Here is a 13,895-nt window from a genome sequence, read left to right as displayed (position 1 = left end):
TAATAGACTATTTTGTTTTGATACAATCCTAGATTAACTAGTTTCCTATTGTTTTTCATTCTTTTAGTCATTGTTCAACATCTCTTTCTCAAACCAATGGACTTCCATTTACTCTATTCTCAGAAAATCTCTAGCCTTACTTCTTATACTAGAGAAATCTTTGACCTTTGTCAACATTTCTCTGGTGTTTGCTTTTGATTAGCAACCATTCTCACATCGAGTTCGCAACAAAAAAAGCCGCCTGATTGGGCGACTTAATTTTTTTATAGGGAGATTATTATGAAAAAGTTTTAGGAGTATAAGTTAAGTTCTTCTTAACTTATGAGATAAGTATACAGCTCCTATCTTAAAGTTTCCTTAAGTATTTTTAACTGTGAGATTTTTCCATTTTTCTCGCCAGTTTTTCTTAGATAAACGCTGTTGATAAAGCTTCATTCGGTCTTGATTTTCTAAAAAATGGGGAGTTGGAGAAACCTGAAAGTTCAAAATATCCTCTAAACCATAAGGAGCAAAGAGCTCTAAAGTTGCGTCAGCTTGCAAGCGAAGCCCTACTGCCGTACAACGTTCAGGATACTTACTCATAGCGTCACAGGAATTTCTATACGGAGGTGTATGGGGACTGTGTTGGTGCATATAGACTTGATTTTTCAGCTCCCACTGATACTGAGGGAAGTCCTTTTTTAACTGTCTCTCTATGGCTAACGTTTCTTCATAACTGACATCTGGGTCAAAGAAAATTACATCCACATCCGTATCACGGTCAAAGGCTGGCTTATCTGACATGAGATTCCAGATAAAATTTCGGATCGAACCTGCTGCCAACCAGGAGTCTTTCAACTCCAAGTCACGGATGATGGTCAGAATAGCCATCATATCAGGATTTTCTTTGAAAGAGTCTAAGATTTCAGACTTATTTTTCAATGTATTCATACCCCAAATGTTCATAAGCCTTAGCTGTCGCGACCCGTCCTGAACGAGTTCGCATGATAAAGCCTTTCTGGATCAGGTAAGGTTCGTACATATCTTCAACCGTCTCACGCTCTTCAGCGATATTAACCGAAAGGGTACCTAGACCGACAGGACCTCCACCGTACATCTCAATCATGGTGCGAAGAATTTTCTGGTCCACATAGTCCAAACCTTCATGGTCTACATCCAGCATGGTCAAAGCCTTATCCGTAATCACATCATCAATCAAGCCATCGCCCATAATCTGTGCAAAGTCGCGCACGCGCTTGAGGAGACGATTGGCGATACGAGGAGTCCCACGACTACGTAAAGCCAACTCCGAAGCAGCTTCATGGGTAATTTCCATCTCAAAGATATCTGCCGTCCGCTCGACAATCTCTGTCAAGTCATCATGGGTATAGTATTCCATATGACCAGTAATCCCAAAACGGGCACGAAGAGGATTTGAAAGCATCCCTGCTCGTGTTGTCGCACCAATCAAGGTAAAAGGTGGCAAGTCTAGATGGACACTACGGCTAGCTTCCCCTGCACCAATCATGATGTCGATGTAGAAATCTTCCATAGCACTGTAAAGTACCTCTTCTACTGACATGGGCAAGCGATGAATCTCGTCGATAAAGAGCACATCTCCTGGCTCCAAGTCATTCAAAATCGCTACCAGATCACCAGCTTTTTCGATAACAGGGCCAGACGTTTGCTTGAGATTGACTCCCAGTTCATTGGCAATAACAAAAGCCATGGTTGTTTTCCCAAGACCTGGAGGGCCAAACAAAAGAACATGGTCCAGCGCCTCATCACGCATTTTTGCTGCCTCGATAAAGATTTGAAGCTGATCCTTGACCTTGTCCTGTCCGATATATTCACGTAAATATTGGGGACGGAGGGTACGTTCTACCAACTCCTCATCACCCATGATGTCATTATCTAAAATTCTACTCATGTTCCTATTATAGCAAAAATCCAGCCTACAAACAAAAAAGCCACCGAATTTGGTGGCTTCTTTAGGGAGATTATTATGAAAAAGAAAAGTTTAGGATTTTTATTAAATAAAGGTTGCTCAATGAAAATCGAAATCAGACTAGGCAGAGCGACGCAAGCATAACTAAAGTTAGGTAAGTCGACTCTAACGAAGGTTGGTGAGATTTTCAAAGAGTATTAGGAGGTCTTTATTTAATGATTACATGATACAGAAGAATACTTAAAGTTAACTTAAGATAAAAGAATTTTTTTATTTTTTTCGATCCACCCAAATCATCCCTGTACAATCATAAGTAGATAAGGTTTCAAATCCCAGAGAACGGTAAAAACCCAAGGTTTTTTCTGTCTGATCAGTCGCTAATTGGACTTGGTAGGCATCTTTGAAATCCCCTAAAGCCTTTTTCATCAAGGCGCTACCAATCCCTTGGCGCTGATAGCTAGGCAAAACAATCAAATCCTGGACAAAAACCGATGAAAAGCCATCTCCAATCAAGCGAACGACACCAACGATTTCCTCACCATCACGGGCAAGATAAGTCGCTAGCGAATGAGACAAGGATTGCTCCAGCATCTGTGGCTGATTGGTATAGTTTGTCCAACCAACTGCCTGATAGAGATGTAAAACGTCATCAATTGAAACAGATGTTTCTTTTGTAATATTAATCATAGCAAACCTTTCTAACATTCTCTAAGAGATTTCAATTGATGGCCTTCTTCATCAAAATTCTCAGATTTTAACCACGCTTCAAAACGTGCTTTGACCTTTGGCCAGTCCTTATCGATCATAGACATCCAATCCGTATCTCTAGTGCGACCTTTATAGATGACAGCTTGACGGAAGGTTCCCTCGTAGATAAAGCCCAAACGCTCTGCTGCTTTTCTAGATGGAAGATTGAGAGCATCGCACTTCCACTCATAACGGCGATAGTTAAGCTCTTCAAAGACATAACGAGCTAGCAAATAGTGGGCTTCTGTCCCCATCCTGGTCTGTTTGAGAGCCGGAGAAAAGGTCACTGCTCCAACTTCAATGACGCGATTGGCTGGGTCAATACGCATGAGAGAAAAAGTCCCCAGTGCTTTACCAGTCGCTTTATCGATAATCGCGTAGTAAAAGCGATCCTTTCGCTCAATCATCTGCTTTAAAGCTACCATTAACTCTTCTAAATTAGCCACAGGTGGTTGAAAAAGGTAGGTCCACATCTCACGAGGACTATCTGGGCCATAGACAGCTAATAAATCCTCTGTATGCTTTTCCACCGATAGAGCTTCTATAATCGTATATTGCCCTTCTATCCGTACAAGTGAAGGCAAAACTCCAGGTGTATCATCTACAGGTTCCCCAACCATCTGACCGTATTCATTTACTGGCATAGCTTTCTCCTTACTGTTTTCATTTCTGGAGTTACTATACCACAATTTAGTGAAAATTAAAACCAAGAATCAATCTACTGGAATGCTTAAAATTCTAAACTTGCAACATGCTTTCGTTTATCTTTTAAAGCTTGGTTAATCTTCTGGGTTTGCTTGTGGGTTTGCCAAATCTGATAGAGCCAGATAAGGCCATAAATCAACAAGAAGATAAGCCAATGGACAGGGCTGAGCAAAGCGACTCCCCAGCCAAAAAATAGGCAGGTCAAAACTAAAATGACAGCTGTCACTAGTATATGCAAGACCACGCGTAAGCTATAAGCTAGAAATTCTAGTTCCTCAATCATGACTGACAAAATCCCCATGGTACCACTCATCAAAAAAATGGCTAAAATATTCCTAACATTAAAGGCTGGATAGATAATGCTAGGGAAAATATGAGCTAGCAAAACCAACCCCAAGTAAAAGAAGGAGCCTGTCCGCATACCTGTTACAAAATAAGCTATCAAGCGTTTCATCATTTTCTCCTATAAACCTAAATAATCCATTAAGGACTTGACATATTTCCGACTCACACTAGATTTTATGCCCCGTGTCAACTTAGCCATCATATTTCCTGAAAAACTATCCGATAAGGATTCTAAATGGTCAATATTGATAACGGCGTGACGGGATATCTGCAGGAAATTCCGGCGATTAACCCGATTTTGAAAGTTTATCAAGGTTTCCTTAGTCATATAAAGCCCATCAACGGTATAAATGGTTAATACATTTTTATCAATATCCGCCATGATAATCTCTTCAATCTTCACCATAACCAATTGGTCATCTGTTCGGATGGGAATCACTACCTGATTGACAGTTGAAAATTGTTCTAAATAATCCATCACTTCTCGAGCTTGGTCAGTTAACTGAGCTGCCTGAATGAGAATGTGAGGATCTTTTTCTGAAAATTCTGGGGTTATCTCAAAATGAATCTTCATCTTTACTCCCGTACATCTTTATTTTCTCTTGCTAGACACTTTAACCAATAAAAGCCAAAGAAGGATAGCTACAAGACTGATACTTACCACTATAAGATATGTTTTCTCCTTTGTCAACAGCTCCTGCCATTTTAACTCGATCCCCATTTTTTCTTGAAATTCTGTTAATAAATCGCTATTCCCGATAAAGGTATCTGCTAGTTGTTCTTTCATAAGGACTTGTCGATAGAGAGAGGCAATATAGGTTGCAGGTGTACACTTCATAAGAAGTTGGGCAAAGTTAGGCAACACTCCTAGAGGGACATAAGTCCCCACTAGAAATCCAGAAGCTGTTCCCACTATAGTGGCTAGCTTTCCAAGACTATCCACAGATTGAAAACGGTGTATCAAAATAGCATTGACCAAGCTAGAAAGCACACTACTGAGCAACATGATCAAAGCCACTTCTGCTAGATGACTCAAAACTGGGCTCTCCTGAAAATACAGGCTCATCACCACAAACATAAACAACTGCATCACAAAAGAAATGACAATACTGCTGATTAGATAGGAGGCCTGTAAGCCCCAGCTACCTAAATCTGTCAAGAATAAATCTTGATCCACTTGATGTTCACGATCCTGCACCATTTGTGTAAGAGCCGTAAAACTAGTTGTAATCCCAGTCACAGCCAAGGTTCCACCCATCAGCCAATTATTTAAAAGGCTCGTTTTATCAGGGAGTTGGGACCAAGCATCCGTCAAGTTCTTCTGCAGAAAAATGATATAAAGGAGGAAGGAAATCAATGCCCCCAATAATGAGAAAAACACTCCTGAACGATTACGAAAATATAAGGTAAAATTCCGTTTCAATAAAGCTAACATTAGCGAACCTCTCTTCCTGTTAGAGCGATAAAGGCATCATCCATAGTACCTGGACGAAACTCAAAAGAATCAATTTCCTCTCGAACTTGTGCCAAATATTCAATGGCTTCCTGTGATGTCCTTGGATAAAAAAGATATTCCAACTCATTTTCTGCTTCTACTGTCATTTCAGTCTGTAGCCATTTTTCTAAGTCCTTCATTACTTTAAAACGAATTTTTAGGATATTAGATGCGTACTGACTCTTGATAGCTGTCGCAGAACCTTTCGCAATTACTTTTCCATGATCAACGATATAGATCTGATCCGCTTCATCAGCTTCATCCAGATAATGCGTCGTTAAAACAATGGTCATCCCTTCATCCTTTTGTAGTCGATACAGGAGATCCCAGATAGATTTGCGAGTCTGAATATCGAGTCCCGTTGTTGGCTCATCCAAGAAAAGGATATCTGGTTGTGAAAGAAGAGCACGCGCGATATCAACCCGACGCTTTTGCCCACCTGACAAAGTTCCATAGAGTTGTTTCTGGAAAGCAGTCAAACCCAGTTGATGAATCAAATCCTCTACACGATTTGCTTCAACCCCCTTATACTGTTGAGCACGAATCGTGAGATTTTCCCTAACTGTCAACATCTCGTCCAGTACACTAGCTTGAAAAACAACTCCGATTTTCGTATTTGGTGCATATAGCACCTGACCTTGTGTTGCTTCTTTCAAACCGATTAACATGGAAATAGTTGTTGATTTTCCTGCACCGTTGGGACCTAAAATAGCATTGAAACTTCCTTTTTCAAACTGTAACTGAATATCGTCAACAGCCGTGTGATTACCGTATCGTTTTGTTAAATGATTAGCTTGTAAAATCATATTTCTCCCTCCTTCTAACACATTTAGTCTAACAAAAAAGCCGTCGGAAAAACGGCTTTCGAAGACAAGTGGTTAAAATGCCAGGTTAAGTGGTGCGATAGTGGGAATAGAATTATATTTTTTGATTAAAAATCCTCCAGATTCTACTCTGAAGGACTTTTAAATTTATTTCGTTACGATATTTACAAGCTTAGTTGGCTTCAATAGTCCAGTGGACTATTGAAGGTGGCAGATAGAGCTAATAAACTCGTTATTTAACGACAATATTAACGAGTTTATTAGGTACCGCAATTACTTTCACGATTTCTTTACCGTCAATCTCTGCTTTGACTTTTTCGTCAGCGAGAGCAATTTCTTGCAATTCTTCGCGTGAAAGGTCTTTAGCTACCATGAGTTTAGCACGAACTTTACCTTTGATTTGGACGACGATTTCGATTTCGTCTTCAATCAATTTGCTTTCGTCCCATGTTGGCCAAGCTACGTAAGAGATGGACTCACCCGTTGCTGCGACTGTTTGCCAGAGTTCTTCTGCCAAGTGAGGGGCAAATGGGGCAATCAATTGGACGAAGCCTTTGGCATAGTCCACATAGAGTTTATCTTCCTTGTTAGCCGCGTTGATAAAGACCATGAGTTGGGCAATAGCTGTATTGAACTTCATGGACTCGATTTGCTCTGTGACAGCTTTTACGGTTTCATTATAAACCTTGTCTAGAGCGCCATTGTTTTCCGCAACGATTTCCTTACTTGTGATCAAACGGTAAACACGGTCGAGGAACTTACGACTTCCTTCCAGACCTTCTTCTGACCAAGCGATCGAAGCATCAAGTGGTCCCATGAACATTTCATAGACACGAAGGGTATCGGCACCGTATTGTTCCACCACATCGTCTGGGTTCACCACGTTCTTGAGGGATTTAGACATCTTGGCTGGTGCTTGCTCCAATTCTTCCCCTGTTTCCATGTGGAAGAAGGAACCGTCACGTTTTTCAACCTTATCAGTCGCCACAAGGGCACCACGGTGGTCACGGTAGCTTGTTCCCAAAATCATGCCTTGGTTAAAGAGTTTTTGGAACGGCTCTTTAGTCGGAACAACACCGAGATCATAGAGGAACTTGTGCCAGAAACGAGCGTAAAGCAAGTGAAGTACAGCATGTTCTGCACCACCCACGTAAATATCGACTGGCAACCATTGTTTGAGGAGGTCCTCATCAGCCAATTTTTCTGTGTTGTGTGGGTCAATGTAGCGAAGGTAATACCAACTAGAACCAGCCCATTGTGGCATGGTATTGGTTTCACGACGACCTTTGACACCATCTTCACGAGTCACTTCCAGCCAGTCTGTCAAGTTAGCTAGCGGGCTTTCACCAGTACCTGAAGGGCGGATGTCCTTGGTGACTGGCAAGACAAGTGGGAGTTCACTTTCTGGAACGGCTGTTGAAGTTCCGTCTTCCCAATGAATGATTGGGATTGGTTCCCCCCAGTAACGTTGACGGCTAAAGAGCCAGTCACGGAGACGGTAGGTAACCTTTTCTTGACCACAGCCTTTTTCTTCCAACCAAGCCACAATTTTAGCAATCGCGTCTTCTTTGTTGAGACCATCCAAGAAGTCAGAATTGACGTGAAGGCCATCTTCTGTGTAGGCAGCTTCTGCTACGTTGCCACCTTCGAGCACTTCTACAATTGGAAGATCAAACTGTTTAGCAAATTCCCAGTCACGTTGATCGTGGGCAGGAACGGCCATAACAGCACCAGTACCGTAGCTAGCAAGAACGTAGTCGGCAATCCAGATTGGAATTTCTTTCCCATTGACAGGATTGACGGCATAAGCACCCGTCCAAACCCCTGTTTTTTCCTTGGCAAGGTCTGTACGAGCCAAGTCTGATTTAAGGCTGGCTTGGTGTTTGTAGTCCGCTACAGCCTTAGCTTGTTCAGGTGTTGTGATGGCATCTACTAGTTCATGCTCAGGAGCCAAGACGGTGAAAGTCGCACCAAAAAGAGTATCAGGACGTGTTGTAAAGACGGTGAATTCCTTATCAGTCCCTTTCACTTTGAAGGTGACATTAGCACCAGTTGATTTTCCAATCCAGTTGCGTTGCATGTCCTTGATAGACTCTGGCCAGTCCAACTCATCCAAGTCAGTCAGCAAGCGTTCCGCATAGGCAGTAATTTTAAGCATCCATTGGCGCATTGGTTTGCGGACAACTGGATAGCCACCACGCTCAGAGGTTCCATCTGAAAGAACTTCTTCGTTGGCAATAGCTGTTCCCAATTCTTCCACCCAGTTTACTGGCACTTCAGCTTCATAAGCCAAACCTTTTTCGTAAAGCTTAGTGAAGATCCATTGCGTCCACTTGTAGTAGTTCGGATCTGTCGTATTGACTTCACGGTCCCAGTCGTATGAGAATCCGAGTGCATTGATTTGTCGTTTGAAGTTAGCAATGTTTTCCGCTGTGAATTCCGCTGGGTCATTACCAGTATCCATAGCATATTGCTCCGCAGGCAAACCAAAGGCATCCCAGCCCATTGGGTGAAGGACATTGTAGCCTTGGGCGCGTTTGAAACGGCTAAGGATATCTGTCGCTGTATAACCTTCTGGGTGTCCTACGTGAAGACCCGCTCCAGATGGGTAAGGGAACATGTCAAGCGCATAAAACTTAGGTTTTGAAGCATCTGTTCCTGTCTTAAAAGTGTGATTGTCAGCCCAGTATTTTTGCCACTTGGGCTCGATTTCTTTATGATTGTAAAAACTCATGCTGTCTCTCCAATTTTCGTGATACTCCTATTATACCATTTTTAGAGGGAATTAGCCTCTTTATTCTTAACTCTTTTCTTTTTTGACCTTGCCTTCCATTTTTAATACTGCTATACTTACTTTAACAAACTCTTCCCAAAGAGGTGAATTATGCCCCATTCTTTCAAACATTCTCTCCAAAAAGAGATTCTTCACCGTAGTTCTTTAGCTGCCCTAGCGACTTCTCTCTTACTCCTTATCCTTCTATTTGGTTTTTCCTATTTCCTTCAAAAGCAGCAACTAGCTAAGGATACTCAACAAATTACTCAACATGTTCAAGACATGAAACAAGCAAATTATGAATTATTGGAAACCATGAATAAAAAAATGGTTCCAGAATTTATAGAAGGTAAACACACTGATAGAGAATTATTTAGTCTATTTTATGAAACAAAAGCTCAACTAAAACTCAGTTCTGATTTTGTCATTCTCGATGAGACTGGCGAACTTTTATTTAGCACCAATCGCAATCATAAAGAAACTCTTTTAGCTCCCTATTATTTAAAATTATTAATTCAAAACACTACCCAAGGATCCATTTCAGAGAAAGTTGCTCTATCGATGGACAAGCAACATTATGCTGTCTTTATTATGCCTATAATTCAAAATCAACGAGCAATAGCATATAGTATTTCCTTTGTGAATGAGAATGAATTTGTGTCTAGTATCCCCTTGATTAATTCAAAATATATTATTACAGATACTTTCGGTAATATATACTCTAGTAATACCAATCAATTCACACAATCTGCTCTGGAAAAATTTAATGAAAAATCACTTCGTTCAAAAACACATTGGTTCGTTGAAAATCCCCTTTTGATTGAAAAACGTAAAGTTGACTCTGTTTTTTCAATTTACACTTTTCAATCATTCTTTCCTATTCCTAGCTTACTTAGCCTTGCTTCCATACTAACACTTTGTATCTTTCTATTATATTTTTGGCAGGCTAGGAGAATCGCCCATAAAATCGCAACCCATAATGCTGGTCCTATTGAAAGTTTAGTCTTTCAATTACATGAAATTCCTAAGAAAAAAGAAAAGAAACTTACTCTCCATACTGAGGATGAATTTGAACTGATAGCTGAGAACATCAACGATATGCTACAGGAGTTGGACGAGCTTCATCAAAAGATGTTAACTATCGAGAAGGAAAAATGGGTTTTTGAAAGAAAGATGCTAGAAGCTCAGTTCAATCCTCACTTCCTATACAATACCTTGGAAACCATTAAAATCACGAGTATGATTGATGCGAGTATTACCCAAGAACTGATTCAAAATCTCACGCGCATTTTGCGATACAGTGTGACTGAATTAGAGAAAGAAACGACTCTTGGACAAGACTTAGAGATTATTGAAGCTTACCTAAAGATTCATCAAATTCGTTTTGAACAATTTTCTTATCAAATTAACTGTTCTCAAAGTCTATATTCCCAAACCGTTCCGAAACTTTTCCTATTACCGCTTGTAGAAAATGCTCTAAAATATGGAAGACAGTATCGTATTGACCTTGCTATCTCTATCCAAATCACTCAATATCAGGAAGCACTGACCTTTATCGTTAAGGATAATGCTGGCGGTCTAACCAAACAAGAACGCCTCCATATTTTAGAATCTCTAAACAGTCCACATACACAGCACGGTATTGTCAATAGTTACAAACGATTGAATAACTTTTTTGAAAATGTCGAATTGGATTTAGGGGTGAACCCGCAAGGTGAAACTTGGGTAAAATTTGTCACGAAAGGAAGAACACATGTTTAAGCTAATCATTGTCGAAGACGAGCACCTAATCCGAAAATGGCTTGAGATTGCTGTAGACTACTCTACTCTAGGTATTCAAGTCGTAGGAACCGCTAGTCATGGGCAAGAAGGAATGGAACTGATTCAAAAACTAAAACCACATATTGTGCTGACAGACATCACCATGCCAATCATGGATGCTTTCATGATGTTTGAAGCTACAAAGTCTCTCTCTTATGAAAAAGTAATCCTATCTGGTTATGACGATTTTCAAAATGCCAAAAAAGCTATGCAATTTGGAGCAGTAGACTTCTTATCCAAACCAATTGATACCAAGGAGTTGACAGAATGTCTTCAAAAAATTGTTTTGCGATTACGAGTTAGCACTCGTCAAGAAACTCCTTTTTTAGAAGAATATCAAACTTTACTCACCTCTATCCAACAAATTGATACACAAAACCAAATCATTCAGCAAATTCTTGAATTTGTGCACCAACACTACTGCATGCACTTTACCATTTCTACCATTGCAGAGAATCTAGGATATAGTGAAAGTTATCTATATAAGGTTATCAAAGAAGACTTCCCAATGACGCTAAATGAATATATCTTACGCTACCGCCTCAAGCAAGCTATAGATAAAATGGCTGAGTCCCCTAATTCTCCCTTAAGCGATATCTCTGAACAAGTTGGATTTTCAGACTATAAATATTTTGCCAAAGTTTTTAAAAAATATCTCCATATTTCTCCAAAAGAATTAAAACTCATGGATAAAAACCATTGATGTAAAAGGATTGCTCAAATCAGGCAATCTTTTTATTTTGTACTTATACTAGAACAAACTAGGAAACTCGCTACAAGCTGCTCAAATCATAGCTTTGAGATCACAGATAAAATGACGTGCTTTGAAGAGGATTACCATCGAAATCCCAGTTACAGTTTCCCCATCCTTGCGCGAGATACCCATTTCCTATTCCCCGTTTTAGATTTCTTTAAGGTTTTTATTATATCCTGTAGAACTCTGCAAATTATAAACATTAAGCAAGTCGTAGAGTAAAAACGTTCGTAAAAAAAGGAAATACTTATGAAAAAAATACTATTCTTTCTCTCTTGTGGATGGATATTTCTTACTTTATCAGGATGTTCTTCAACAACAGAAGCGGAAACTAGCGCTGAAAAAGATTCAGATAACACTTTGGTTGTCTACTCGCCTAACCCTGAAGACCTTATCGAAGAAATAATCCCAGCCTTCGAAGAAAAATATGGTATTAAGGTTGACTTAGTACAAGCCAGCACTGGTGAATTGTTTAAAAAAGCTGAGTCAGAAAAAGAAGCTCCTGTAGCGGATGTCATTTTCGGAGGCTCCTACGCCCTCTTCTCTTCTAACGAAAATCTTTTTGAACCTTATATTTCTCAAGAGAACGACCAGATAATCCCTGAATATCAAAATGAAACTGGATTCTACACTCCTTATACACTTGATGTCAGTGTCATCATTGCCAATTCATCTCTTACAAAAGGTATTAAAATTGAAGGCTACAATGATCTACTCAATCCTAAATTAAAAGGAAAAATCGCTACTGCTGATCCAAGTAATGCTTCTAGCGCCTTTGCACAACTAACAAACATGCTTGTAGACCAAGGTGGATACGAAAATGAACAAGCTTGGACCTATGTGAAAAATCTATTTACCCTAGTAGATGGAAAAATTGCATCTAGCTCTTCGAATGTTTACAAAGCTGTCGCCGATGGAGAAATGGCTGTAGGACTCACCTATGAAGATCCTGCCTTAAAACTCTTAAATGATGGGGCTGATGTAAAAGTCATTTATCCAAAAGAAGGAACCGTCTTTTTACCTGGTAACGCGGCTATCGTCAAAAACGCCAAACATATGGAAAACGCTAAGAAATTTATCGATTTCCTCCTTTCTCAAGAAATCCAAGATAAGCTAGGAACTGAAACAACCATCAGACCCATTCGTAAAAATGCTAAAACCAATAAAAATATGAAGGCTATGACAGAAATCAATATTGCCACTGAAGATTCCGATTATGTCATCAAAAACAAATCCGCTATTCTTAAAAAGTACAATGACATTTTTACAGATATCCAATCTAAAAAATAAAATTTGACTTACCAGTGATTAACTGTCAAACCCTGCTATAAAATCAAAAAGATTACTTCCGTTTTTGTAGAGAATTTTACCCTATTAGGATAGAATTCTGAGTTTTAAAAACGCTTACATTTTTTTACAATAGAATTATCAAAACTATGGAGGTATCCATCATGAAAAAGAAATGGATGTATTATGCTGCTTGTGGACTCGCACTTTTGGGACTTACTGCTTGTTCTTCTGACAACGCTTCAGGAGAAAATGCAAGTGACAACGGGGGAAGTGATTCATTAGTAATCTATTCACCAAACTCAGAGGGCTTGATTGGAGCAACTATTCCTGCCTTTGAAGAAAAATATGGCATTAAAGTTGAACTCATTCAAGCAGGAACTGGTGAACTCTTTAAAAAATTGGAATCTGAAAAAGAAGCACCTGTTGCAGATGTCATCTTTGGTGGTTCTTATACTCAATATGCTACTCATGGGGAGCTTTTTGAAAACTACGTTTCTCCTGAAAATGAAAATGTCATCAAAGAATATCAAAATACAACGGGTTACTCAACTCCTTATACATTGGATGGTAGTGTATTGATTGTAAATCCTGACTTAACTAAGGGTATGAATATCGAAGGATATAGCGATCTTATCAAACCAGAGATCAAAGGAAAAATTGCAACAGCTGACCCTGCTAACTCTTCTAGTGCCTTTGCTCAACTAACAAACATGCTACAAGCTGAGGGTGGCTATACAGATGAAAAGGCTTGGACTTATGTCAAAGATCTCTTTACCTTAATTGATGGTAAAATTGGTTCAAGTTCATCTGGTGTTTATAAGGCTGTAGCAGATGGAGAAATGGCTGTCGGTCTTTCATATGAAGATCCTGCAGTTAAACTTCTTAACGATGGTGCTAACGTCAAAGTTGTTTATCCAAAAGAAGGAACTGTTTTCTTACCAGCAAGTGCTGCTATTATTAAGAACGCAAAAAATAAAGAAAACGCTAAGAAATTTATCGATTTCATCATTTCTCAAGACGTACAAGATACTCTAGGTACTACAACTACTAACCGCCCTGTTCGTAAAAATGCTAAAACTAGCGAAAATATGAAACCAATCGAACAAATTAAAACACTAACTGAAGACTATGACTATGTCATCAAAAACAAATCAGACATTGTTAAGAAATACAACGAAATCTTTACAGATATCCAATCTAAACAATAATAGGGG

13 protein-coding genes are annotated in these 13,895 nt (G+C 39.5%); 4 read left to right on the top strand and 9 right to left on the bottom strand.

The annotated features are described in order from the left end of the window. Positions 1–357: 357 nt before the first annotated feature. The 9 genes from HMPREF9180_RS08970 to leuS all read right to left on the bottom strand — a co-directional run bounded on the left by HMPREF9180_RS08970 (position 358) and on the right by leuS (position 8,777). A complete protein-coding gene (locus HMPREF9180_RS08970; RefSeq protein WP_006146217.1) occupies positions 358–930 on the bottom strand; it encodes a nucleotidyltransferase family protein in 573 nt (190 codons plus the stop codon). Further along, positions 911–1,909: a Holliday junction branch migration DNA helicase RuvB gene (ruvB, locus tag HMPREF9180_RS08965; protein WP_006146216.1), complete on the bottom strand. Its 999-nt coding sequence runs from the start codon at positions 1,907–1,909 to the stop codon at positions 911–913. Before ruvB ends, HMPREF9180_RS08970 begins: the two co-directional genes overlap by 20 nt. Positions 1,910–2,197: 288 nt before the next feature. Beyond that, a complete protein-coding gene (locus HMPREF9180_RS08960; protein WP_025168760.1) occupies positions 2,198–2,614 on the bottom strand; it encodes a GNAT family N-acetyltransferase in 417 nt (138 codons plus the stop codon). An 11-nt stretch (positions 2,615–2,625) separates the two neighbouring features. Then, positions 2,626–3,318 carry a GNAT family N-acetyltransferase gene (locus HMPREF9180_RS08955; protein ID WP_025168759.1) on the bottom strand — a complete coding sequence of 231 codons (693 nt, stop codon included), beginning with the start codon at positions 3,316–3,318 and terminating at the stop codon, positions 2,626–2,628. Positions 3,319–3,404: 86 nt separating this feature from the next. Beyond that, entirely contained in the window at positions 3,405–3,833 is a 429-nt protein-coding gene (locus HMPREF9180_RS08950) for a DUF3021 family protein (protein ID WP_025168758.1), read from the bottom strand. A gap of 9 nt (positions 3,834–3,842) precedes the next feature. Further along, entirely contained in the window at positions 3,843–4,298 is a 456-nt protein-coding gene (locus HMPREF9180_RS08945) for a LytTR family DNA-binding domain-containing protein (RefSeq protein ID WP_006146212.1), read from the bottom strand. 18 nt (positions 4,299–4,316) lie between these two features. After that, positions 4,317–5,159 carry an ABC transporter permease gene (locus HMPREF9180_RS08940; protein ID WP_006146211.1) on the bottom strand — a complete coding sequence of 281 codons (843 nt, stop codon included), beginning with the start codon at positions 5,157–5,159 and terminating at the stop codon, positions 4,317–4,319. Continuing rightward, complete coding sequence (locus tag HMPREF9180_RS08935; protein WP_006146210.1) at positions 5,159–6,025, bottom strand: ABC transporter ATP-binding protein; 867 nt, start codon at positions 6,023–6,025, stop codon at positions 5,159–5,161. The genes HMPREF9180_RS08940 and HMPREF9180_RS08935 overlap by 1 nt, the downstream gene beginning before the upstream one ends. Positions 6,026–6,275: 250 nt before the next feature. Further along, positions 6,276–8,777 carry a leucine--tRNA ligase gene (leuS, locus tag HMPREF9180_RS08930; protein WP_006146209.1) on the bottom strand — a complete coding sequence of 834 codons (2,502 nt, stop codon included), beginning with the start codon at positions 8,775–8,777 and terminating at the stop codon, positions 6,276–6,278. 150 nt (positions 8,778–8,927) lie between these two features. Here leuS and HMPREF9180_RS08925 point away from each other — a divergent pair, with 150 nt between their 5' ends. From HMPREF9180_RS08925 to HMPREF9180_RS08910, 4 genes are all read left to right on the top strand, one after another. Next, positions 8,928–10,577 carry a sensor histidine kinase gene (locus HMPREF9180_RS08925; protein ID WP_006146208.1) on the top strand — a complete coding sequence of 550 codons (1,650 nt, stop codon included), beginning with the start codon at positions 8,928–8,930 and terminating at the stop codon, positions 10,575–10,577. Continuing rightward, positions 10,570–11,340 carry a response regulator transcription factor gene (locus HMPREF9180_RS08920; RefSeq protein WP_006146207.1) on the top strand — a complete coding sequence of 257 codons (771 nt, stop codon included), beginning with the start codon at positions 10,570–10,572 and terminating at the stop codon, positions 11,338–11,340. Before HMPREF9180_RS08925 ends, HMPREF9180_RS08920 begins: the two co-directional genes overlap by 8 nt. A gap of 300 nt (positions 11,341–11,640) precedes the next feature. Beyond that, positions 11,641–12,681 (top strand): ABC transporter substrate-binding protein, encoded by a 1,041-nt coding sequence (locus tag HMPREF9180_RS08915; protein ID WP_006146206.1) that lies wholly within the window; start codon positions 11,641–11,643, stop codon positions 12,679–12,681. 161 nt (positions 12,682–12,842) lie between these two features. Beyond that, complete coding sequence (locus HMPREF9180_RS08910) at positions 12,843–13,889, top strand: ABC transporter substrate-binding protein (RefSeq protein ID WP_025168757.1); 1,047 nt, start codon at positions 12,843–12,845, stop codon at positions 13,887–13,889. The last annotated feature ends 6 nt before the right edge of the window (positions 13,890–13,895 follow it).

It is taken from the genome of Streptococcus peroris ATCC 700780, from assembly GCF_000187585.1.
GTDB classification, from domain to species: Bacteria; Bacillota; Bacilli; order Lactobacillales; family Streptococcaceae; genus Streptococcus; species Streptococcus peroris.
The sequence above is the reverse complement of the archived record's forward strand: the minus strand, read 5'-3'. Positions and strand labels throughout refer to the sequence as shown.

Bases quoted from the DNA above. Each gene is read 5' to 3' on its own strand.
- ruvB (WP_006146216.1), bottom strand. From the start codon at position 1,909: ATGAGTAGAATTTTAGATAATGACATCATGGGTGATGAGGAGTTGGTA.
- HMPREF9180_RS08955 (WP_025168759.1), bottom strand. From the start codon at position 3,318: ATGCCAGTAAATGAATACGGTCAGATGGTTGGGGAACCTGTAGATGAT.
- leuS (WP_006146209.1), bottom strand. From the start codon at position 8,777: ATGAGTTTTTACAATCATAAAGAAATCGAGCCCAAGTGGCAAAAATAC.
- HMPREF9180_RS08945 (WP_006146212.1), bottom strand. From the start codon at position 4,298: ATGAAGATTCATTTTGAGATAACCCCAGAATTTTCAGAAAAAGATCCT.
- HMPREF9180_RS08935 (WP_006146210.1), bottom strand. From the start codon at position 6,025: ATGATTTTACAAGCTAATCATTTAACAAAACGATACGGTAATCACACG.
- HMPREF9180_RS08920 (WP_006146207.1), top strand. From the start codon at position 10,570: ATGTTTAAGCTAATCATTGTCGAAGACGAGCACCTAATCCGAAAATGG.
- HMPREF9180_RS08970 (WP_006146217.1), bottom strand. From the start codon at position 930: ATGAATACATTGAAAAATAAGTCTGAAATCTTAGACTCTTTCAAAGAA.
- HMPREF9180_RS08910 (WP_025168757.1), top strand. From the start codon at position 12,843: ATGAAAAAGAAATGGATGTATTATGCTGCTTGTGGACTCGCACTTTTG.
- HMPREF9180_RS08950 (WP_025168758.1), bottom strand. From the start codon at position 3,833: ATGAAACGCTTGATAGCTTATTTTGTAACAGGTATGCGGACAGGCTCC.
- HMPREF9180_RS08960 (WP_025168760.1), bottom strand. From the start codon at position 2,614: ATGATTAATATTACAAAAGAAACATCTGTTTCAATTGATGACGTTTTA.
- HMPREF9180_RS08940 (WP_006146211.1), bottom strand. From the start codon at position 5,159: ATGTTAGCTTTATTGAAACGGAATTTTACCTTATATTTTCGTAATCGT.
- HMPREF9180_RS08925 (WP_006146208.1), top strand. From the start codon at position 8,928: ATGCCCCATTCTTTCAAACATTCTCTCCAAAAAGAGATTCTTCACCGT.
- HMPREF9180_RS08915 (WP_006146206.1), top strand. From the start codon at position 11,641: ATGAAAAAAATACTATTCTTTCTCTCTTGTGGATGGATATTTCTTACT.